The organism is Nocardioides exalbidus, assembly GCF_900105585.1.
Lineage (GTDB): Bacteria > Actinomycetota > Actinomycetes > Propionibacteriales > Nocardioidaceae > Nocardioides > Nocardioides exalbidus.
This window is the reverse complement of the sequence record NZ_FNRT01000002.1, coordinates 3859020-3880392: the sequence shown is the minus strand read 5'-3', so window position 1 is coordinate 3880392 and position 21373 is coordinate 3859020. Positions and strand designations below refer to the sequence as shown.

The window sequence follows — 21373 nt, the reverse complement described above, 5'->3', positions numbered from 1 at the left end:
GTCCCGGAGTAGTGTCGCTCCCGCTGTGAGGCGGCCCACATCGTGGTGGGTCCTCAGAACCCGAGGAGCAAGGAATGAAGGTCGGCGTACCCAAGGAAGTCAAGAACCGCGAGTACCGCGTGGCATTGACCCCCATCGGCGTGCACGAGCTGGTCCAGCACGGCCACGAGGTCGTCATCGAGAAGTCCGCGGGCCAGGGCTCGCAGATCACCGACGAGGAGTACGTCGCAGCCGGCGCGACGATGCTGGAGTCGGCCGACGACGTGTGGGGCTCGGCCGAGATGATCCTCAAGGTCAAGGAGCCGATCGCGGAGGAGTACGGCCGGATGCGGGAGGGCCAGACCCTCTTCACCTACCTCCACCTCGCCGCCGACAAGCCGCTGACCGAGGAGCTGATGGCCCGCAAGGTCACCGGCATCGCCTACGAGACCGTCCAGCTGCCCTCGGGCGGCCTCCCGCTGCTCTACCCGATGTCGGAGGTCGCGGGCTGCCTCGCGCCCCAGGTCGGGGCGTACTCGCTGATGAAGGCCAACGGCGGTCGCGGGGTCCTGATGGGCGGTGTCGGCGGCGTGGCGAACGCGAAGGTCGTGATCATCGGCGCCGGTGTCTCGGGCCAGAACGCGGCCAACATCGCGCTCGGCATGGGCGCGGACGTGACGCTGCTCGACACCGACCTGGACAAGCTGCGGATGTCGTTCTGGCGCTACGACAACCGGGTCCACGGCCTGGCGTCGTCGAAGCTCGCGATCGAGCAGCAGGTGATGGAGGCCGACATGGTGATCGGCGCGGTGCTGATCCCCGGTGCGGCTGCTCCGAAGCTGGTGACCAACGACCTCGTCTCGCGGATGAAGCCCGGATCGGTGCTCGTCGACATCGCGATCGACCAGGGCGGCTGCTTCGAGGACTCCCACGCCACCACGCACGACGACCCGACCTACGAGGTGCACAACTCGGTCTTCTACTGCGTGGCCAACATGCCCGGTGCGGTGCCGAACACCTCGACCTACGCGCTGACCAACGCGACGCTGCCGTACGCCGTCGCGCTGGCCGACAAGGGCTGGCAGCAGGCGCTGCGCGACGACCGCAGCCTCGCGCTGGGCCTCAACACCCACGCGGGCCAGCTGACCAACGCTCCCGTGGGCGCTGCCGTCGGCATCGAGTCGGCGGCTCTCGATACCGTTCTTGCGTGACGCTGAGCCGGGCCCTCCGCACCTACCTCGACCACCTCGCGGTCGAGCGCGGCCTGGCGGCGAACACGCTCAGCTCCTACACCCGTGACCTGGGCCGCTACGACGAGTTCCTGGCGGCCCAGGGCATCGACGACCTGGACGCGGTCACCGAGGTGACGGTGGCCGCGTTCCTGGTCAGCCTGCGCGAGGGCAGCGAGGCACACCCGCCGCTGAGCGCGACGTCGGCTGCCCGGACGGTGGTGGCGGTGCGCGGCTTCCACAAGTTCGCGGTGTCCGACGGGCTGGCCGTGGCCGATCCTGCCGCCGCGGTGAAGCCGCCGACGCCCGCCAAGCGGCTGCCGAAGGCGCTGCCGCTCTCCGACGTCGAGGCGATCCTCGACGCGGCCGGGGCGCCCGACACCGTGCTGTCGCTGCGCGACCGGGCACTGCTCGAGCTCCTCTACGGCACCGGCGCGCGGATCTCCGAGGCCGTCGGCCTCGACGTCGACGACCTCGACCAGGTCGACGGCACCGTGCTGCTGCGCGGCAAGGGCGGCAAGGAGCGGATCGTCCCGGTCGGCGGCTACGCCCGCGAGGCCGTGGCCGCCTACGTCTCCCGCGCCCGGCCCGACCTGGTCGGCAGCGGTTCCGGCGGCCCGGCGATGTTCCTCAACTCCCGCGGCGGCCGGCTCTCGCGCCAGAGCGCGTGGGCCGTGCTGGTCAAGGCGGCCGAACGGGCCGGGGTCACCGCCTCGGTCTCCCCGCACACCCTGCGGCACTCCTTCGCGACGCACCTCCTCGACGGCGGCGCCGACGTGCGCGTGGTGCAGGAGCTCCTCGGCCACGCCTCGGTGACCACCACGCAGGTCTACACCCTCGTGACGGTCGACAACCTGCGCGAGGTCTTCGCCACGGCGCACCCGCGGGCGCGCGAATGACGATCCGGCTGCGCCTGCTCGGCGCCCCGTCGTGGGACGGCGCGCCCCTCGTGGGCGGGCGCCCGCACGCGCTGCTGGCGGCGCTCGTGCTCGAGCCGCGGGGCCTGACGGTCGCGCAGCTGGTGGACCAGGTCTGGGAGGACGATCCGCCGGCGACACCCGGCAAGGCGCTGCAGGTGCTCGTGTCGCGGGTGCGGTCGAGCACCGCGCCGGGAGTCGTCGACCTCACCGAGAACGGGTACCGGCTCGGGCTGGACTCCGACGAGGTGGACGTGCTCGCGCTCGGGCTCCAGGTCGCCGACGCCCGTGAGGCGCTGCGGGACGGGGACGCGTTGCGGGCCGCGGACCTCGCCGAGGCCGCGCGCTCGTGCCCCGAGCCGGCTGTCGGCGACACGAGCGGGCCCCTCGCGCACCTGCGTGCGCTGGCGACGAGGACCCTCGAGGCGGCCGACGACCTGCTGGGGCGCGCGCTCTCCCGGCAGGGTCGGCACGCCGAGGCGCTGCCCCTGCTGGAAGCGGCTGCCGAGCGATGGGTCGACGACGCCGGGGTGCTGTCCGACCTCCTGCGGAGCATGGCCGCCGTGGGCGGGCCCGCGGTCGCCCTCGGCCGCTACGAGTCCTATCGGGAGGACCTCGCCGACCGGCTCGGGGTGGACCCGGCTCCCGAGCTGCAGCGGCTCCACCGCGAGCTCCTGGCCGCGGACGACCCGGTGCGCACCGGAGTGACCTACGACGACGGCGGCGGCCTGCTCGGCCGCGAGCAGGACCTGGCCCGGCTCCGCAGCGCGATGGCGTCGTCGCGGCTGGTGACGGTGCTCGGTCCGGGAGGCATCGGCAAGACGAGCATCGCCCAGGTGCTGGCTCGCGAGTCGCGGCTGCCGCACGTCCACGTGGTCGAGCTCGTCGGCGTCGGCGCGGGTGACGACGTCGTGGCCGCGGTCGGCGCGGCCCTCGGCGTGCGCGGGTCGATGGCGACCAGGTTGACGCTGTCGCCGGCCCAGCAGGCCGACGTACGCTCCCGGATCGCGCAGGAGCTCGACACCGGCCCGACCCTGCTGGTGCTCGACAACTGCGAGCACGTGCTGGAGCCGGTGGCCTCGCTGGTCGCGTTCCTGCTCGCCACGACCCGTGACCTGCAGGTGCTGGCGACGAGCCGGGCACCGCTGCGGCTGGGCGCCGAGCGCGCCGTGCCCCTGAGCCAGCTGAGCGGCGACGACGCGGTCGAGCTGTTCGTGCGACGGGCGACGGCGACCCGACCCGATGCGGTGCTCGACGCCGAGGCCGTGCGCGGCGTGGTCGAGCGGCTCGACGGCCTGCCGCTCGCGGTCGAGCTGGCGGCGGCACGTGTGCGGACGATGACGGTGGCCGAGGTCGGGGCCGCGCTGGACGACCGGTTCGCCGCGTTGCGCACCCGGGACCGGAGCACGCCCGACCGGCACCGCACGCTCGAGGCGGTGATCGCGTGGTCGTGGGACCTGCTCGCGCCCGACGAGCAGCGAGCGCTGGCGTGGTTGTCGGTCTTCCAGGACGGGTTCGACCGGGCGACCGCGGTCGCGATGCTCGGACCCGACGGCCCGGACCTCGTCGACGTGCTCGTGGAGCAGTCGCTGCTGGTCATGGGGGAGGACGGTGGCCGGACCCGGTTCCGCGCGCTGGAGACCATCCGCGAGTACGCCGCCGCGCAGCTCGACCGGACCGGCGGGCTCGCGGACGCCACCGCGGCCCAGCACGCCTGGGCCCTGTCGCTCGCGGACGCCTACGGCGACCTCGTGGTCGCCGAGGGGCAGGCCGAGGCCGTCGACGACCTGGTCCGCGACCAGAACAACCTCACCGACGTGCTGCGCCACGGCCTGGCGTCGGGAGACCGCCCCCTGGTCGCGCGCATGGTGGCGCTGCTCGGCAGCCTCTGGACCATCACCGGCGACCAGCCCCGGCTGTTCGCGGTCTGCGACGCCGCGACGGAGCTCCTCAACGGATGGGACGTCCCCGACGGGCTGCACGAGGACGCGCAGGCCGCGGCCGGGGTGCTGATGGTGCACCTGAGCTGGATGCCCGGTGTGGACCTGACCGGGCTGCGGGGGCTGCTCGTCCAGGGCCCGGAGCCCCGGGGCACGTGGGGCCTCATCGGACGCACCATCCACGTCGACGCCGAGCCCGTCGAGGCCGCGGACCGGCTGGCCGCGGTCGCGGCGGCGTCCGCCGGCGACCGGCCGGCCGTGGCGGGCGGCCTCCTGCTGTGGGCGGCCCTGGTCGCGGAGAACATCGGTGACGTCGCGGTGGCCTACGCGTACGCCGAGCAGGCCCTCGCGCTCGGCCCGCTGCCGCCCTACATCGCGGCCTCCCTGCACGCCGAGCTGAGCCAGCTCGCGATGTCGGTGGGCGACCACCACGCTGCGGCGCGCCATGCCGCGGCCGCGTGGCCGCTGCTGGAGCGGGTGCACTCCCTGACCGACGCCTACAGCCTGAAGGTCGCCACGGCGATCGCGCCGCTCATGGACGGGCGGGTCGACGAGGCCGAGGCGATGCTGGAGGCCTTCGGGATGCCCGACGGCGACACCGCGCAGATGGGGGCGCGGCTCACCTGGCAGGCCGCCCAGGCCGAGCTGGCCATCGCCCGCGGACAGCACGAGCTGGCGATCCAGCGCTACGACGAGATCGTCGACATGGTGATCGACGCCGACCCGGGCGGCGGGATCAACCCGTGGCTGATGCTGGCGGCGTCCGCGGCGCTGGTGAGCCGCGTCCGCTACGGCGACGGCACCGACGGCGAGCGCGCTGCCCAGCTCCGCGACCTCCTCGTCGGAGCGGGACCGGGACTCACGGCGGAGCGGCTGTGGTTCACCGACCTGCCGCTCAACGGGGTGCTCCTGGTCTCGCTGGCCGCGTGGGTGCTGCGCTACGGCGGGGCCGAGCAGCGTGCGGACGGCGTCCTCCTCCTCGCCGTCGCGCACCGCTGGTCCTACAACCGCAGCGTCCCCGTCATGGCCTGGGAGCCGATGGCGGAGCTGGCGGAGACGCTCGAGCCGGGGCTGGTCGGCCGGCTCGTCTCTGAGCTGGCCGACCGCCCCGGGCCGGAGCTGCTGCCCGAGGCAGCTGCGGTGCTGGACCGCGTGCGGCGCGGCTGGGTCACATCTTCCGGTTGAACGCCCGCACCGAGAGCGGCGCGAAGATCGCGATGACCACGGCGCAGCCCACGAAGGCCCAGCCGACGTTGGCGGTGACCGCCCCGTCGTTGGCGAGGTCGCGGATCGCGCTGATCACCAGGGAGACCGGGTTGACGTCGGCGAAGGCGCGCAGGGGAGCGGGCATCGTCTCGGTCGGGACGAAGGCGTTCGACAGGAACGTCAGCGGGAACATCACGAGCAGCGAGATGCCCTGCACGCCCTGGGCGTTGCGGCCGAGGATCCCGAAGAGCGTGAAGATCCAGGCGAGCGACCAGCCGGCGACCATCGCGAGGAGCACCGCGCCGGCGACACCGAGGACGCCGCCGCCGGGGCGGTAGCCGATGGCGATGCCGACGGTGAAGGTGAGCACCGAGGCGATGAAGTAGCGCAGCAGGTCGGCCACCATCGGCCCGGCGAGCGGTGCGATGCGCGAGATCGGCAGCACCTTGAAGCGGTCGAAGACGCCGGTGTCCATGTCGGTGCGGAGCTGGACGCCGGTGGCGACGCACGCGGTGAGCACCGTCTGGCCGATCAGGCCGGGGATGATCAGCGGCAGGTAGCTGCCGACGTCGCCCGAGATCGCGCCGCCGAAGATGTAGGCGAACATCGCGGTGAAGATCAGCGGCTGGATGGTGACGTCGAACATCACCTCGAGGCTGCGGCGCATCTTCATGGTGGCGCGCCACGCCAGGGTCATGGTCTGGCTCAGCGTGTCGGCGAGGCTGACGTGCTCGCCCGCCGCGGCGATCTCGGCGGGGTCGGTGACGGTGATGGCGCTCATCGGGCGGCCTCCATCTGGTGGTCGGTCTGCTGGTCGGGGTGGTCGGGGTGATCGGGGTGGTCGGGGTGGTCGGGGTCGGCGGCACCCTGGGTGGTGTCGCCATCGGTCGTGTCGTGGCCGGTCAGGGCGAGGAACACCTCGTCGAGCGAGGGCTTCTGGACCGTCACCGACTCGATCGTGATGCCGCGGTCGCGGAGCGCCACGAGGATGTCGACGGCCTGGTCGGTGCGGGTCAGCGGGACGTTGACGCGGCGGGCCTCGGGGGTGAGGACGGCCTCCTCACGGACGAGGCGGCGCGCCTCGTCGGCCACGACCGCGAGGTCGGCCGGGTCGGCGAGCTGGAGCTGGAGCGTGGACTGCCCGACCGACGACTTGAGCTCGTCGGCGGTGCCCTCGGCGACCTTCACGCCGCGGTCGATCACGGCGATCCGGTCGGCGAGCTGGTCGGCCTCGTCGAGGTACTGGGTGGTGAGCAGCACGGTGCAGCCGGTGCGGACCAGGTCGCGGATGGTGTCCCACATCTGCCCGCGGGTGCGGGGGTCGAGGCCGGTGGTCGGCTCGTCGAGGAAGATGAGCGGCGGACGGGTGAGCAGGCTGGCGGCGAGGTCGAGGCGCCTGCGCATGCCTCCGGAGAACGCGGAGATCGGCTTCTTCGCCGCCTCGGTCAGGTCGAACTGCTCCAGCAGCTCGGCGCCGCGGGTGCGGGCCTCGGTGCGGCCGACACCCTGGAGCCGGGCGAAGAGCCACAGGTTCTCGGTGGCCGTGAGGTTCTCGTCGACGGAGGCGTACTGGCCGGTGACGCCGAGGAGGCGACGTACGGCGTGGGGCTCGGTGCGGACGTCGCGGCCGAAGATCGTGGCCTCGCCCTCGTCGATGTGGAGGAGGGTGGCGAGCATCCGGAGCATGGTGGTCTTGCCGGCGCCGTTGGGGCCGAGCACGCCGAAGACCTCGCCCTGGTGGACCTCGAGGTCGATGCCGTCGACGGCGCGCTGGTCGCCGAACTTCTTCACGAGTCCCGCGGCGCGCACCGCGAGGTCAGGAGTGGTCGTTGTCATGCCGGGAAGCCTGCGCCCTCGCGGTTTCACGGCGGTTGCACGGCGACTCCATGGGGGTGGTGGGGGCGAAACCGCGGGGTGGAAGGATTGCGGCATGCCGGACCCTGCGCGCCTCGACACCCGCGTGCCGACCGGCGCCGACCCTGATGCGGTCTACGACTCCTTCACCGGCTGGGCGGACGACCGTGGGCTCGGTCTCTACCCGCACCAGGACGAGGCCGTGATCGAGCTGCTCGGCGGCAACCACGTCATCCTCGCCACGCCCACCGGCTCCGGGAAGTCCCTCGTCGCGATCGGCGCCCACCTCGCGGCGCTCGCGCGCGACGAGGTGAGCTTCTACACCGCGCCGATCAAGGCGCTGGTGAGCGAGAAGTTCTTCGCCCTGATCGAGGTGTTCGGGGCGGACAACGTCGGGATGCTGACCGGCGACGCCGCGGTGAACCCCGACGCGCCGATCATCTGCTGCACCGCCGAGGTGCTCGCCAACATCGCCCTGCGCGAGGGCCGCGGCGCCGATGTCGGGCTCGTGGTGATGGACGAGTTCCACTTCTACGCCGAGCACGACCGCGGGTGGGCGTGGCAGGTGCCGCTGCTCGAGCTCGTCGACGCCCAGTTCCTGCTGATGTCGGCGACCCTGGGCGACGTCTCCTTCTTCGTCGATGACCTGAAGAGGCGCACGGGTCGTGACACCGCGGTGGTCGACGACGCCGAACGGCCCGTGCCGCTCAGCTTCCGCTGGTCGATGGAGCCGCTCGACGACACCCTCGAGGAGCTCGTCTCGACCGGCCAGGACCCGGTGTACGTCGTCCACTTCACGCAGGCGGCAGCGGTCGAGCACGCCACGAACCTGCTCCGTCACCCACCGAAGAAGGTCGACAAGGACGCGATCGCCGCACGGATCGGCGCCTTCCGCTTCGGCGCGGGCTTCGGCAAGACCCTGTCGCGGCTCGTCCGCAACGGGATCGGCGTGCACCACGCGGGCATGCTGCCGAAGTACCGCCGGCTGGTGGAGACGCTGGCGCAGGACGGGCTGCTGCGGATCATCTGCGGCACCGACACCCTCGGGGTCGGGATCAACGTGCCGATCCGGACGGTGCTGTTCACGGGCCTGGCGAAGTTCGACGGCAACCGGCAGCGGGTGCTCCGGACACGGGAGTTCCAGCAGATCGCCGGCCGCGCCGGCCGCGCCGGCTACGACACGGCCGGTTACGTGGTCGTCCAGGCCCCGGAGCACGTGATCGAGAACGAGCAGGCGAAGGCGAAGATCGCCGCGCGGGTGGCCGCCGGCAAGAAGAAGTCGAAGGCGCAGCTCAAGAAGGCGCCCGAGGGCACGGTGGTGTGGACCGAGCAGACCTTCGACAAGCTGGTCGCCGGCGTGCCGGAGAAGCTGACCAGCCGGATGAAGGTCGACAACGCGATGCTGGTCAACGTCGTCTCCCGCGAGGAGGACGCGTTCGGCGTGCTGAGACGGCTGCTGACCGACAACCACGAGGAGCGGCGCGCGCAGCTCCGTCTCGCGCGTCGTGCGCTGCGGCTGTCGCGGTCGCTGCTGCGCACCGGGATCGTCACCCGCTTGGCTGAGTTGGACACCTTCGGCCGCCGCTACGTGATCAGCGCGGGCGTACCCGACGACTTCGCGCTCAACCAGCCGCTCGCGCACTTCGCGCTGGCCGCCTTCGACGTGCTCGACCCGGAGTCGGAGACCTACAGCCTCGACGTGATCTCGATCGTCGAGGCGGTGCTGGAGGCGCCGCGGCAGATCCTGACGGCCCAGCAGCACGCGGCCCGCGGTGAGGCGATCGGCGAGATGAAGGCCGACGGCCTGGAGTACGACGAGCGGATGGCCCTGCTCGAGGAGATCACCTGGCCACAGCCGCTGCGCGAGCTCCTCGAGGCCCTCTTCGAGACCTACCGCCAGACCCATCCCTGGCTCCCCGACGAGGCGCTCGGCCCGAAGTCGGTCGTGCGGGAGATGTGGGAGAACGGGATGGGGTTCACCGACTTCGTCGGGCGCTACCAGCTCGCCCGGTCCGAGGGCCTCGTCCTTCGCTACCTCACCGATGCCTACCGCACCCTGCGTCAGACCGTCCCGGAGACGCACCGGGCCCCGGAGGTGGAGGACGTCATCGAGTGGCTGGGGGAGACGGTGCGACAGACAGACTCCTCGCTGCTCGACGAGTGGGAGGCGCTCTCGGACCCGGACCATGCCTCGTCCTCGGTGTCGCACCACGAGCCGCCGCCCCCGCCGCGACCGCTCTCGAAGCAGGAGCGGCCGTTCCGCGTGATGCTCCGCAACGCCATGTGGGCACGCGTCGACGCGGTGTCGCGCGACGACCTCGACACGCTGGTGCGCCTCGAGCGCAACGCCGCCGACCGGACCGAGCCGCCGCGCCAGGTCGTCGTCGGCCGGTCCGTGTGGGACGGCGCGCTGGAGGACTACTACGACGAGCACGACTCGGTCCTGACCGACGGTGACGCCCGCGGGCCGGACCTGCTGGTGGTCGGCCCCGAGCGCGCGGGTGAGCCGGTCGGCGCCGAGGAGGGTACGACGTCGCGCGTGCGCGACGTGCGCCAGACCATCCACGACCCCGAGGGCCACCACGACTGGGTGATCGAGGCGGTCGTGGACTGCGACGCGACCGACGAGGCCGGCGAGCTGGTGCTCGCGACGGTCGCGATGCGGCGCCTCTGAGCCGGTGGTCCGGGGAGTGCACAGCTTGTCCACAGGCGGTCCTCGCCTGTGCAGCTGACCGGGGGTCCGTGCACAGATTCCGTCCGGTGCCTGTGGGACCGGGGGTCGGTGTTGTCGGCCGTTCGGGTCGGGTCCTACAGTCGCGCGACACCGTTTGCGGAACTGTCGACGTGTCGACAAAATCCGGGGCGCTCGTCGTGGTCCAATCGAAGCCTCAACCGATGCGTGAAGGAGCCGGCATGAGTGGTGCGGGATATTCCGGTCCGACTGGCAGCAGTGCCTCCGAGATGCCGCCGATGGTCCGACCACCGCAGCCCCCCGCCGCAGACTCCCCGCTGACCTTCCCCCGAGACGAGCAGACCGTGACCGAGCCGATCCCCTTCGAACGACCCGTCGAGAGCGCACCCGTCGGTGCCGCTCCCGCCACCGGGGAGCTCGGCCCGACGGGACGACCGATGCCCGTCTTCCCCGAGCCGACGCCCCTCACGCACCACGGCGGCGCGCGGGTCATCTCGATGTGCAACCAGAAGGGCGGCGTCGGCAAGACGACGACCACGATCAACCTGGGCGCCTCCCTCGCCGAGTTCGGCCGCAAGGTGCTCCTCGTCGACTTCGACCCGCAGGGCTCGCTGTCGGTCGGCCTCGGGCTCAACCCGCACGAGATGGACGCCAGCATCTACAACCTGCTGATGGACCGGGAGACCACGCTCGACGAGGTCGTGGTCCCGACCGGCGTCGAGGGCATGGACCTGCTGCCGTCCAACATCGACCTGTCGGCCGCCGAGGTGCAGCTCGTCCACGAGGTCGCCCGCGAGCAGACCCTGCAGCGCGTGCTCGCGCCGGCGCTCGAGAAGTACGACGTCATCCTCATCGACTGCCAGCCGTCGCTCGGCCTGCTGACGGTCAACGCGCTCACCGCCTCGGACGGCGTGATCGTCCCGCTCGAGTGCGAGTACTTCGCGCTCCGCGGCGTCGCGCTGCTCAAGACGACCATCGACAAGGTGCGCGAGCGGCTCAACCCCAAGCTCGAGATCGACGGCGTGCTCGGCACGATGTTCGACGGGCGCACGCTCCACAGCCGCGAGGTGATGGAGCGGCTGGTCTCCGCGTGGGGCGACACCGTCTTCCACACGGTCATCCGCCGCACGGTGAAGTTCTCCGACGCCACGGTCGCCGGCGAGCCGATCACGTCCTACGCCTCGTCGTCGGGCGGCGCCGACGCCTACCGCTCCCTCGCGAAGGAGGTGCTCACCCGGTGGCCCGCCGAGTGAGCATGCCGGCCGCGGACGACCTGTTCCGGCCGACCTCCGACACCGCCCCGGCCGAGCCCGCCGACGGCCAGCGGCCGCGCCGGGTGCGTGCCGTCGCCGACGAGGACGCCGAGGCGTCCGGCCCGAGGCGTCCCAGCGGCCGGGTGCGCCACGACGAGAAGATGACGGTCTACGTCACCTCCGACGAGCTGCTCGACATCGAGCACGCCCGGCTGACGCTGCGCCGTGAGCACGGCCTGGCCGTCGACCGCGGGCGCCTGGTGCGCGAGGCGCTCGCCCTCGTGCTCGCCGACCTCGAGGCGCAGGGGGCCGACAGCCCGCTGGTCCAGCGGTTGCTCGACGAGTGAGCACCACCTCCCAGGCCGGCCCGGACACCACGACCGGCGTCACGCTCGAGCCGGGCAGCGAGGCGCCCGCGTTCGCCGTACGCCTCGACAACTTCGAAGGCCCCTTCGACCTGCTGCTCGGCCTGATCTCCAAGCACAAGCTCGACATCACCGAGGTCGCCCTCTCGCAGGTCACCGACGAGTTCATCGCGCACGTGAAGAACCTCGGCGACGCGTGGGACCTCGAGCAGACGACCTCGTTCCTGGTGGTCGCGGCGACGCTGCTCGACCTCAAGGCCGCCCGGCTGCTCCCGCAGGGCGACGTCGAGGACGAGGAGGACCTCGCACTGCTCGAGGCACGCGACCTGCTCTTCGCGCGCCTCATGCAGTACCGCGCCTTCAAGCAGGTGGCCTCGGTGCTCGAGGAGCGCCTCGCCTCGGAGTCGCTGAGCCGTCCGCGCTCCGTGGGGCTCGAGGAGCGCTTCGCCACGCTCCTGCCGGAGGTGCTGATCGGCATCGGCCTCGACCAGTTCGCCCAGCTCGCGGCCAAGGCGCTGGAGCCCAAGCCGGTGCTCGAGCTCTCGCTCCAGCACATCCATGCGGCGAAGGTGAGCGTCCGCGAGCAGGCCCAGGTCGTCGTCGACCGCCTGCGCCGCAGCGGGACCATGACCTTCCGTGCGCTGTGCGGCGACTCGCCCGACCGGCTCACGACCGTCGCCCGGTTCCTGTCGCTGCTCGAGCTCTTCCGCGAGGGCGCCGTGTCCTTCGACCAGGTCACCCCGCTCGGCGAGCTGACGGTCCGCTGGACGGGCGACGAGAAGGGCGACGTGGAGATCACCGACGAGTTCGACGGTGCACCGCCCGAGGACGAAGATGGCAACGTGCCGTTGGCTGCCGCCGACGAGCCCGAGGAGGATGCGTGACCCAGCAGCCCGAGACCCCCACCAGCGCCGGAGCGGACTCGTCCGCGGACGCCGGGGACGTCGACACGCTCGCCGTGGCGGTGGCCGAGCTGCGGCCGGCGCTGGAGGCGATCCTGATGGTCTCCGACGAGCCGCTCTCCACCGTGCGCCTCGCCTCCGTCGTCGGGCACCCCGTCGACGAGGTCGAGGGCGCGCTGGGTGCCCTCGCCGCCGAGTACGCCGAGCAGGGGAGGGGCTTCGACCTGAGGTCCGTCGCCGGCGGCTGGCGCTTCTACTCGCGCCCCGAGTTCGCAGGGGTCGTCGAGTCGTTCGTCCTCGACGGCCAGCAGGCGCGGCTCACGCAGGCGGCGCTCGAGACACTGTCGGTCGTCGCCTACAAGCAGCCCGTCTCGCGTGCCCGGGTCTCCGCGATCCGCGGCGTCAACGTCGACGGCGTGATGCGCACGCTCCTCACCCGCGGCCTCGTGGAGGAGGCCGGCCAGGACGAGCAGAGCGGCGCCAACCTCTACCGGACGTCGTCGTACTTCCTCGAGCGCATCGGCATCACCTCGCTCGAGGAGCTGCCCGAGCTGGCGCCGTACCTCCCCGACATGGACGACCTCGAGGACGAGCTCGCCAGCGTCGCGAGCCTCGACACGCCCGCTGCGGAGGCTGCCCCGACCGTGCCCGACGCTCCACACCACTCTGCGCACCACTCCCCGCACAGTGGCTCCGGCACCGAGCCCGACGGGGGTACAGAGGTCTCATGAAGCCCCACGACGCCCCCGACAACGACCAGCCCGCCTCGCAGCGCCCGGAGACCGACGACGACGGGATGATCCGGCTCCAGAAGCTGCTCGCCCAGTCGGGCGTGGCCAGCCGTCGCAAGTGCGAGGAGCTGATGCTCGACGGCCTCGTGGAGGTCGACGGCGAGGTCGTCACCCGCCTCGGCACCAAGGTCGACCCGCGCACGGCCGTGATCCGGGTCGACGGCAAGCGCCTGCCGCCGATCAGCGACAAGGTCTACCTGGTGCTCAACAAGCCACGTGGCGTCGTGTCGACCATGAGCGACCCCGAGGGACGTCGCACCCTCGGCGACCTGGTCGCGGACCGGCCCGAGCGGCTGTTCCACGTCGGCCGCCTCGACACCGACACCGAGGGCCTGATCATCCTCACCAACGACGGTGACTTCGCCCAGCTGCTCGCGCACCCCTCGCACGAGGTCGACAAGACCTACGTCGCGGAGGTGGACGGTGAGGTGCACGTCCGCACGATCCGCCAGCTCCTGGCCGGCGTGACGCTCGACGACGGTCCGGTCACCGTGAGCCAGGCCCGGGTGGTCGGGGGAGACCCGCGACGCGAGGGCAGCAACCGCTCGATCGTCGAGCTGACGATCCACGAGGGGCGCAACCGCATCGTGCGCCGGCTGCTCGACCACGTCGGACACCCGGTGCGCCGGCTGACCCGCACCGTGATCGGGCCCGTCACGCTCGCGAAGCTGCCTACCGGTGCGATGCGCGAGCTCACCGTGGCCGAGCTCGGCGAGCTGCTGGACGACGCCGAGCTCTGACCTGCCGTCGGACGTGCGGCGTACGGTGAGCGCATGGCCGCCGTGCACCCCGCGCTGGCGCCCTGGGTCCGCTCGATCGTGGCCTACGACGTCGCGTTCGCCGGCCCGGGCGTCCACATCGGGATGCCGTCGACCGACCTCACGTTCGTGCTCCCGCTGGACGAGCCGCTGGCGGTGTCGTGGGACGGCGATCCCGGCTCGCGGACCGTCGGCTGGTCGTCGGTCTCCGGGCTGCACACGACCGCCGCCGCGATCCACCACGGCGGCCACCAGCGCGGCCTTCAGCTCAGCCTGACCACCGCCGGTGCGCGGGCGCTGTGGGGCGTGCCGGCCGGCGCGATGGCGGGGCAGCTGCTCGGCCTCGCCGACGTCGACCCCCGCCTGGCCGACCTGCCCGAGCGACTGGCGCACGAGGACTCGTGGGAGGCCCGTCTCGCGGTCCTCGAGCACGCCCTCCTCGACGCCGTACGACGTCGACCGCCTCCGCAGCCGCGACCCGAGGTCGGCCGGGCGATGGCCCTCCTCACCCGTGGCGTGCCGGTCGCCGCGGCCGCCGACGACGTGGGCTACAGCCGTCGGCGGCTGACGACGCTCGTGCACGACGAGGTGGGCGTGTCGCCGAAGACCTACCAGCGGCTCGCGCGCTTCTCCGGCGCCCACGCCCGGATGCGCGCTGCGGCGCTGGCCGGGGAGCTGTCGGTGGCGAGGGTGGCGGCGGACAGCGGCTACGCCGACCAGGCGCACCTCGCGCGGGAGTGGACGGACTTCGCCGGGTGCAGCCCGACCGAGTGGGTGCGGCGGGAGTTCCCAATCGTCCAAGCCACCGGCGGCCAGGAGGCGACAGCCTGAGGGGGAGCGGTCGCACCGGGCGGCCAGACCGAGCTCCCGCACCAGGAGGAACCATGACCGACGTCTCCCGCACCACCCTGTGGCACACGTTCTCCGTCCGCGACGCCGGGCTGATGACCACCTGGCTCGCCGCCATCGGGTTCACCGAGCACGCGACCTACCGCGACGAGCACGATGCGTCGGTCGTCGTGCATGCCGAGTGGGCCTGGCCGGGCGGCGGCGGGATCATGTTCGGCTCCGAGCGGCCCGGCGGGGTGGTGAGCGGCACCGGTCCGGCGGCGGCGTACCTCGTCGCCCCCGATCCCGACGCCGTCTTCGACGCGGCCGTCGCCGCCGGTGCCACCGTGGTGCAGGCGATGGTCGACCAGGACTACGGGGGGCGGGGTGGCAGCGTGCTCGACCCCGAGGGCAACCACTGGTCGTTCGGGGACTACCAGCCCTCCTGACCCCGGCAGGCGAGACGGCCGCGGGAGGCGCCGGCGGGCTGGCCTAGGGTTCTCCCGTGGCAGTCAGGGCAGTGCGTGGGGCGACCCAGCTCGAGGAGGACACCCGCGAGCACATGTTGGACCGGGTGGCCGAGCTGGTCACCGACGTGATGGAGGCCAACGGGCTCGACGTCGACGACTTCATCTCGATCATCTTCACCGCGACGAGCGACCTGACCAGCGAGTTCCCCGCCTATGCCGCGCGCCAGCTGGGCTTCTCCGACGTGCCGCTGGTCTGCGCGCGCGAGCTGGAGATCGAGGGCTCGATGCCGCGTGTGGTGCGGCTGATGGCGCACGTCGAGACCGACGTGCCGCGCTCCGACGTCACGCACGTCTACCTCCACGGGGCGGCCAACCTGCGCCGCGACCTGGCGAGGACCACCAGCCATGACTGACGACGACTCCCTGCCGGCCCTCATCGGTCCGGTCGAGGTCGTCGGGGCCGGCCTGATCGGGACGTCGATCGCCCTGGTGTGCCGTCGGCTCGGGATCGACGTGGTGCTGCGCGACACCTCGGAGGAGAACCTCCGCACCGCGCACGGGCTCGGCGCCGGCCGGGCGGTGACCGTCGCGGACCGACCTCAGCTCGTCGTGGTCGCAGTGCCTCCGGCCGCCATCGCCGAGGCGATCGCCGACGCCCTGCGGCGCACCGACGCGGTGGTGACCGACGTCGGCAGCGTGAAGTCGGCACCGCTGGACGCGGTCGCCCGTCTCGTCGGGCCCGACGACCTGCGCCGCTACGTCGGCTCGCACCCGATGGCCGGCAGCGAGCGCTCGGGTCCGCTGGCCGCGAGCGCCGCGCTCTTCGACGGCCGTCCGTGGGCGATCACCCCGCACCCCGGCGCCGCCCCGGAGGCCGTCGGCCTCGTCGAGGCGCTGGTCCTCGAGTGCGGCGCCTCGCCGCGGGTGATGGAGCCGGCGGAGCACGACCGCGCGGTCGCGCGGATCTCCCACCTGCCCCACCTCGCAGCCGTCCTGGTCGCCGGGCGCCTGGCGTCCGCGCCCGAGGAGCACCTCGCCCTGTCCGGCCAGGGCGTGCGAGACGTCACCCGCGTCGCCGCGAGCGACCCGGCCCTGTGGCGCCAGATCCTCGAGGCCAACTCGGGCGCCGTGCTCGACCTGCTCGCCGAGGTCCGGTCCGACCTCGACGCGCTCATGGTCGCGGTGGCGGCCGACTCCGGTGGTGACCTCGTCGAGATCCTCGCGCGCGGCAACGCCGGCACCCGGGCGATCCCCGGCAAGCACGGAGGACCTGCACGTCCGACCCGCTCGGTCTTCGTCGCCGTCCCCGACCACCCGGGCGAGCTCGCACGGCTGTTCGGCGACGCCGGCGAGATCGGCGTGAACATCGAGGACGTCCACATCGACCACGACCCCGGCCGGCCGGTCGGCCTCACCGAGCTCGTCGTCGACCGCGGCAGCGCCGACCACCTGCTGGCGGCTCTCGAATCCCGCGGCTGGACCACGCACCGGTAATCTTCTCCGCCGTGAACAGCGTCGACAGCACCCCGGTTCCCGCCTCCCTCGTGATCGCCGTCGACGGCACGTCCGGCTCCGGGAAGTCGAGCGCCTCCCGGGGCGTGGCCGACCGGCTGGGCCTGCGCTACCTCGACACCGGTGCCATGTTCCGTGCGATGACGTGGTGGCTGCTGCGGGAGGGAGTCGACGTACGCGACGCGGCGGCCGTGGCTGCCCTCGCCGGCCGGCCGCGCATCGATTCCGGCACCGACCCCCTCGCGCCGACGATCACGGTCGACGGGACCGACGTCTCCGTCGAGATCCGCAGCGACGCGGTGAACGCCGCGGTCAGCCCGGTCAGCGCCGTCCCCGAGGTGCGCACCCGCCTGCTGGAGCTCCAGCGCGAGGCCATCGGCGACGGCGGCATCGTCGTCGAGGGCCGCGACATCGGCTCGGTCGTGTGGCCGCAGGCCGAGCTCAAGGTCTACCTCAGCGCCGACCCCGCGGCGCGCGCCCGGCGTCGTACGGCCGAGCAGGGCGGCACCGACGTGGCCAGCACCGAGCAGTCGCTGCTCGAGCGCGATCGCATCGATTCGGGCCGGGCCACCGCGCCGCTGGTGATGGCTGACGGGGCGGTGCACGTCGACAGCACCCACCTCACGCTGGAGCAGGTCATCGACCGCCTGGTCGAGCTCGCGCACGGCGCGGGGGCCCGCTCAGGCGTGTGACGCCCGTCCCGAACGGCGCCCGGCGGGAACAGCGCGACGCCGCGACGACGTTGCACCACTCGCGCCGATCCGTGCGCGGGACCCAACCTGCGCGACAATGCGTGGACGACCCCGGGACCGGGCTCGTCGAGAACGCCAGAGAGCTGTGAGCACATGAGTGAGTACGACGCCGCCAGCGTCGAGTCCGCCGACCTCGGGACCGACGAGCAGAACGGGCCGACGCCCGTGCTCGCCGTCGTCGGCCGCCCCAACGTGGGCAAGTCGACCCTGGTCAACCGGATCATCGGACGCCGCGAGGCCGTCGTGGAGGACCGTCCCGGCGTGACCCGCGACCGCGTCTCCTACGACGCCAACTGGAACGGTCGCGCCTTCACCGTGGTCGACACCGGCGGCTGGGACCCCGACGCCCGCGGACTCGCCGAGCGCATCGCTGCCCAGGCCGAGATCGCCGTCTCCCTCGCCGACGCCGTCCTCTTCGTCGTCGACGCGACGGTCGGCATCACCGACGCCGACGAGGCGGTCGTGCGGATCCTGCGCAAGTCCGGCAAGCCCGTCGTGCTCGCCGCCAACAAGGTCGACGACCAGCGCACCGAGGCCGAGGCCTACGGGCTGTGGAACCTCGGGCTGGGGGAGCCGTTCGGCGTCTCGGCGCTCCACGGCCGCGGCTCGGGCGACATGCTCGACGCGATCCTGGCGGCCCTCCCGGAGACGCCGGCCGAGTCGTTCGAGGAGGTCGGCGGACCGCGGCGCATCGCGATCGTCGGCAAGCCCAACGTCGGCAAGTCGTCGCTGCTCAACATGCTGGCCAAGGAGGACCGGGTCGTCGTGGACGACGCCTCCGGCACCACGGTCGACCCGGTCGACGAGCTGATCCAGCTGGGCGACCGCACGTGGCGCTTCATCGACACCGCCGGCATCCGCAAGCGGGTCAACCAGGCGTCCGGCCACGAGTACTACGCGTCCCTGCGCACCACGACCGCGATCGACCGTGCCGAGGTCGCCGTCCTGGTGCTCGACGCCAGCCAGTCGGTCTCCGAGCAGGACATGCGGATCATCCAGACGGTCCGCGACGCCGGTCGCGCGATGATCATCGCCTTCAACAAGTGGGACCTCGTCGACGACGAGCGCCGCTACTACCTCGAGCGCGAGATCGAGCGCGACCTCGTCCAGCTGCAGTGGGCGCCGCGGATCAACTTCACCGCCCGCACGGGGTGGCACGTCGACCGGCTCGTCCCCGCGATCGACAAGGCGCTCGAGGGCTGGGAGACGCGCGTCGGCACCGGCGCGCTCAACACCTTCCTAGGCCGCCTCGTCTCCGAGCACCCGCACCCGGTGCGCAGCGGCAAACAGCCGAAGATCCTCTTCGCGACCCAGCCGTCCGTGGCACCGCCGACGTTCGTGCTGTTCACCAGCGGCAAGCTCGACGCAGCCTACGAGCGTTTTGTGGAGCGCCGGCTGCGTGAGGAGTTCGGCTTCGTGGGCACGCCGATCGTCATCCAGCAGAAGCCGCGCGAGAAGCGCAAGCGCTGACCGGGCCGGCAGCTGCGCCGGTCCCGCTGGCTGGTGCGTGCGTCAGCGGCGTACGTCGACGTGGACGGGCGTGTCGGGCTGCCCGGCGTCGGCACGTGGCGCAGCGATGCTGAGCCCGACGGCAGTGGCCAGCACGGCCAGCAGCAGGCCGCCGCGGCGAACGAGTCGTGTCATGGATGGAACCCCCAGGTCGATGCTCCATGGTGTGGCAACGACGGAGCGCCTGCCCCGGTAACAACGGGGAATGACCCAGATTGGCTACGCCGGGTGGCTGAGCCGGGGGCCTCGACGGGGACGCGGACCACACGGGTGGGTCGATTCCTCGTGGCCGCAGGTGCTGCGGTAGTGTTCCCCTCGCTCCACAGGCTTCGGCCGGGGGCATTCGGGCTGTAGCGCAGCTTGGTAGCGCACCTGACTGGGGGTCAGGGGGTCGCAGGTTCAAATCCTGTCAGCCCGACCGAAATGAAGCCCCTGACCTGCGGAAACGCAAGTCAGGGGCTTCGTTGGATTTGAACCATTTGCCGCCTATGGACCGTTTATGGACCGTAAACGCTTCGCGGCCGTCACAGCGCATCAGGTTGAGTCAAGATCGCGATGGCTCCCGCTTCGTGAGGGGAGCAGCATCTGCGCAGGCCATAGCCCCGTGTGGCAAATCGTCACGATCCTTCGCGCAGAGGCGATCTGACCTGGCGACGCCCCGGGGTCGTAGGTTCAAGTCTTCTCGGTCCGGCTGAGTAGATAGCTCCTGACCTGCGGAAACGCGGGGCGAGCACCTCGGTCGATTTGAAGCGCAAAGCCTCCTACCGGCGTTGGTGTCCCGAGGGACGACGTTGGCGCTTTCGGGCAACACAATGCGGGGGAGAGGCGCATTCGGCCTGCGGCTATTCACCTACATCGGCTCAGTCGCCCGGTCTGTGGAGGGGCGTTCGGGGAAACTCGGGGGAAAGCCAGCCGGCTGATCGTGACAGCCTGTCAGCGATCTGTCCCGGCAGGAGCGGTGGCGACGTCCCGTGCGCCGACGATCTCCTCGTCAGGGACCGCGTCCGCCAGTTCGCGGAGCACGTGCTCGTCCAGCACCAAGTCCGCCGCGGCGGCGTTCTCGGCCAGCCTCTCGGGTCGGCGAGTGCCGGGGATCGGGACGACGCCCTCGCTCAGCAACCAGGCCAGGGCCACCTGAGCGGTGGTGGCGCCCAACCGGGCAGCGATCTCCTCGACCCGACGGACGAGCGCCAGGTTGGCGGCGAAGGCGTCGGGCTGGAATCGAGGGAGGCCCCTCCTGGCGTCGTCCGCCACCAGGTCGTCGAGCGAGCGGATGCCATCGGTGAGCGTGCCCCGGCCCAGCGGAGAGAAGGCGACGAAGCCGATCCCGAGCTCACGCACGGTCGCAAGCTCCCCGTTGCGCATGACATCGGGGGAGAACAACGACATCTCCGACTGCACGGCTGCGAGGGGGTGCACGGCGTGGGCGCGACGGATGGTCGCAGCCGACGCCTCGGACAGGCCGATGTGGCGCACCTTGCCTTCGTGCACGAGCTCGCTCATGGCACCGACGGACTCCTCGATGGGAACGTCGGGGTCGACGCGGTGCAGGTAGTAGAGGTCGATGACGTCGGTCTCGAGGTGGCGCAGGGAGCGCTCGGCAGCGCGCCTGATGTAGGCAGGCGTGCCGTTGCGGCCGTGGACGGTGCCGTCGTCGTCGGTCTCGGCCGATGCCTTGGTGGCGAGCACGATCTCGTTACGTCGGTCCTTGAGGGCACGGGCGATGAGCTTCTCGTTCTCGAAGGGGCCGTAGGCCTCGGCGGTGTCGATGAACGTGACGCCGAGATCGATCGCTCCGCGGAGCGTCGCTATCGACGTGTTCTCGTCGCTGGCGCCGTAGTAGGCGCTCATGCCCATCGCGCCGAGCCCGATGGCCGAGACGGTGAGCCCGTCTCCCAGTGAGGTGGTCTTCATGAGTGGGGTGTGTCCTTTCGGTGGGCGAGCACGTCGCGGTAGCTCGCGATCTTTCGTTCGATGTGGGCCAGGTGCGACTGGGTTCGTGCCAGGTCGGCGAGGACGCGGCGGCGGTGTGCCTCGAGGTGGACCAGACGTTCGGCTTCGGTGCCGGCTGTGCGGCTGAGGTCGGCGATCACCCGGATGTCGGCGATCGGCATGCCGGTCTCCCGCAGCATCACCAGTCCAGCGATCCAGCGCAGGTCGGCTTCGTGGAACCGGCGCCTGCCTCCGGGATCGCGGGGCGTCGCGTCGAGCATCAGGCCCTCGCGCTCGTAGTAGCGCAGTGCCTCGATCCCGACTCCAGACAGCTCGGACGCGCGTCCGATGGGAACGCCCTCGGCGGGGACTTCGTAGTCGAGGTCCGGGATGAGCGAGTCGCGATCGGAGTCGGTTGCTGAGGTGGTCACGTCATCCATGGAACAACCTGTAGCGCGCTACAGGTCAAACCCGCTCGAAACAG

Annotated in this window: 20 protein-coding genes and 1 tRNA gene; 16 read left to right on the top strand and 5 right to left on the bottom strand. The window is 72.0% G+C overall.

Annotated features, from left to right (window positions below; translation table 11 throughout):
• Positions 1 to 74 precede the first annotated feature (74 nt).
• From ald to BLV76_RS18820, 3 genes are read left to right on the top strand one after another with little or no spacing between them, the layout of a single operon-like run.
• On the top strand, positions 75 to 1190 hold the full coding sequence (ald, locus tag BLV76_RS18830; protein ID WP_090971110.1) for an alanine dehydrogenase: 1116 nt from the start codon (positions 75 to 77) through the stop codon (positions 1188 to 1190).
• A complete protein-coding gene (gene xerD, locus BLV76_RS18825; protein ID WP_090971108.1) occupies positions 1187 to 2107 on the top strand; it encodes a site-specific tyrosine recombinase XerD in 921 nt (306 codons plus the stop codon). Before ald ends, xerD begins: the two co-directional genes overlap by 4 nt.
• Positions 2104 to 5250 (top strand): ATP-binding protein, encoded by a 3147-nt coding sequence (locus BLV76_RS18820; RefSeq protein WP_090971107.1) that lies wholly within the window; start codon positions 2104 to 2106, stop codon positions 5248 to 5250. Before xerD ends, BLV76_RS18820 begins: the two co-directional genes overlap by 4 nt.
• Here BLV76_RS18820 and BLV76_RS18815 read toward each other — a convergent pair.
• A complete protein-coding gene (locus tag BLV76_RS18815) occupies positions 5234 to 6052 on the bottom strand; it encodes an ABC transporter permease (RefSeq protein ID WP_090971105.1) in 819 nt (272 codons plus the stop codon). The genes BLV76_RS18820 and BLV76_RS18815 overlap by 17 nt on opposite strands.
• Positions 6049 to 7107 carry an ATP-binding cassette domain-containing protein gene (locus BLV76_RS18810; protein WP_090971103.1) on the bottom strand — a complete coding sequence of 353 codons (1059 nt, stop codon included), beginning with the start codon at positions 7105 to 7107 and terminating at the stop codon, positions 6049 to 6051. The genes BLV76_RS18815 and BLV76_RS18810 overlap by 4 nt, the downstream gene beginning before the upstream one ends.
• A 94-nt stretch (positions 7108 to 7201) precedes the next feature.
• Here BLV76_RS18810 and BLV76_RS18805 point away from each other — a divergent pair, with 94 nt between their 5' ends.
• The 12 genes from BLV76_RS18805 to der all read left to right on the top strand — a co-directional run bounded on the left by BLV76_RS18805 (position 7202) and on the right by der (position 18918).
• Entirely contained in the window at positions 7202 to 9799 is a 2598-nt protein-coding gene (locus BLV76_RS18805) for a DEAD/DEAH box helicase (RefSeq protein WP_090971101.1), read from the top strand.
• Positions 9800 to 10038: 239 nt separating this feature from the next.
• A complete protein-coding gene (locus tag BLV76_RS18800) occupies positions 10039 to 11070 on the top strand; it encodes a ParA family protein (protein ID WP_425433744.1) in 1032 nt (343 codons plus the stop codon).
• Positions 11055 to 11417: a hypothetical protein gene (locus tag BLV76_RS18795; RefSeq protein WP_175539750.1), complete on the top strand. Its 363-nt coding sequence runs from the start codon at positions 11055 to 11057 to the stop codon at positions 11415 to 11417. The genes BLV76_RS18800 and BLV76_RS18795 overlap by 16 nt, the downstream gene beginning before the upstream one ends.
• Complete coding sequence (locus BLV76_RS18790) at positions 11414 to 12319, top strand: segregation and condensation protein A (protein WP_090971097.1); 906 nt, start codon at positions 11414 to 11416, stop codon at positions 12317 to 12319. Before BLV76_RS18795 ends, BLV76_RS18790 begins: the two co-directional genes overlap by 4 nt.
• Positions 12316 to 13068 (top strand): SMC-Scp complex subunit ScpB, encoded by a 753-nt coding sequence (gene scpB / locus BLV76_RS18785; protein WP_245734757.1) that lies wholly within the window; start codon positions 12316 to 12318, stop codon positions 13066 to 13068. Before BLV76_RS18790 ends, scpB begins: the two co-directional genes overlap by 4 nt.
• Positions 13065 to 13868 (top strand): pseudouridine synthase, encoded by an 804-nt coding sequence (locus BLV76_RS18780; RefSeq protein WP_090971095.1) that lies wholly within the window; start codon positions 13065 to 13067, stop codon positions 13866 to 13868. The genes scpB and BLV76_RS18780 overlap by 4 nt, the downstream gene beginning before the upstream one ends.
• A 33-nt stretch (positions 13869 to 13901) precedes the next feature.
• Positions 13902 to 14717, top strand: a complete 816-nt coding sequence (locus BLV76_RS18775) for a helix-turn-helix domain-containing protein (RefSeq protein WP_090971093.1) — start codon at positions 13902 to 13904, stop codon at positions 14715 to 14717.
• A 53-nt stretch (positions 14718 to 14770) separates the two neighbouring features.
• Positions 14771 to 15163 carry a VOC family protein gene (locus tag BLV76_RS18770; protein ID WP_090971091.1) on the top strand — a complete coding sequence of 131 codons (393 nt, stop codon included), beginning with the start codon at positions 14771 to 14773 and terminating at the stop codon, positions 15161 to 15163.
• A 56-nt stretch (positions 15164 to 15219) separates the two neighbouring features.
• Positions 15220 to 15597: a chorismate mutase gene (gene aroH / locus BLV76_RS18765; protein ID WP_090971089.1), complete on the top strand. Its 378-nt coding sequence runs from the start codon at positions 15220 to 15222 to the stop codon at positions 15595 to 15597.
• The gene (locus BLV76_RS18760) at positions 15590 to 16678 is read left to right on the top strand and encodes a prephenate dehydrogenase (RefSeq protein WP_090971088.1); all 1089 of its coding nucleotides are present in this window, start codon (positions 15590 to 15592) and stop codon (positions 16676 to 16678) included. Before aroH ends, BLV76_RS18760 begins: the two co-directional genes overlap by 8 nt.
• 11 nt (positions 16679 to 16689) lie before the next feature.
• Positions 16690 to 17388 (top strand): (d)CMP kinase, encoded by a 699-nt coding sequence (gene cmk / locus BLV76_RS18755; RefSeq protein WP_090971086.1) that lies wholly within the window; start codon positions 16690 to 16692, stop codon positions 17386 to 17388.
• 153 nt (positions 17389 to 17541) lie between these two features.
• Positions 17542 to 18918 carry a ribosome biogenesis GTPase Der gene (der, locus tag BLV76_RS18750; RefSeq protein WP_090971084.1) on the top strand — a complete coding sequence of 459 codons (1377 nt, stop codon included), beginning with the start codon at positions 17542 to 17544 and terminating at the stop codon, positions 18916 to 18918.
• A 42-nt stretch (positions 18919 to 18960) separates the two neighbouring features.
• Here the strand turns inward: der and BLV76_RS23385 are convergent, their stop codons facing one another.
• A complete protein-coding gene (locus BLV76_RS23385; protein WP_281246172.1) occupies positions 18961 to 19092 on the bottom strand; it encodes a hypothetical protein in 132 nt (43 codons plus the stop codon).
• 209 nt (positions 19093 to 19301) lie between these two features.
• Here BLV76_RS23385 and BLV76_RS18745 point away from each other — a divergent pair.
• Positions 19302 to 19375, top strand: a tRNA-Pro gene (locus BLV76_RS18745).
• Positions 19376 to 19890: 515 nt separating this feature from the next.
• Here the strand turns inward: BLV76_RS18745 and BLV76_RS18740 are convergent.
• Positions 19891 to 20871, bottom strand: a complete 981-nt coding sequence (locus BLV76_RS18740; RefSeq protein ID WP_090971082.1) for an aldo/keto reductase — start codon at positions 20869 to 20871, stop codon at positions 19891 to 19893.
• Positions 20868 to 21329, bottom strand: a complete 462-nt coding sequence (locus BLV76_RS18735; protein ID WP_090971081.1) for a MerR family transcriptional regulator — start codon at positions 21327 to 21329, stop codon at positions 20868 to 20870. Before BLV76_RS18735 ends, BLV76_RS18740 begins: the two co-directional genes overlap by 4 nt.
• Positions 21330 to 21373 lie beyond the last annotated feature (44 nt).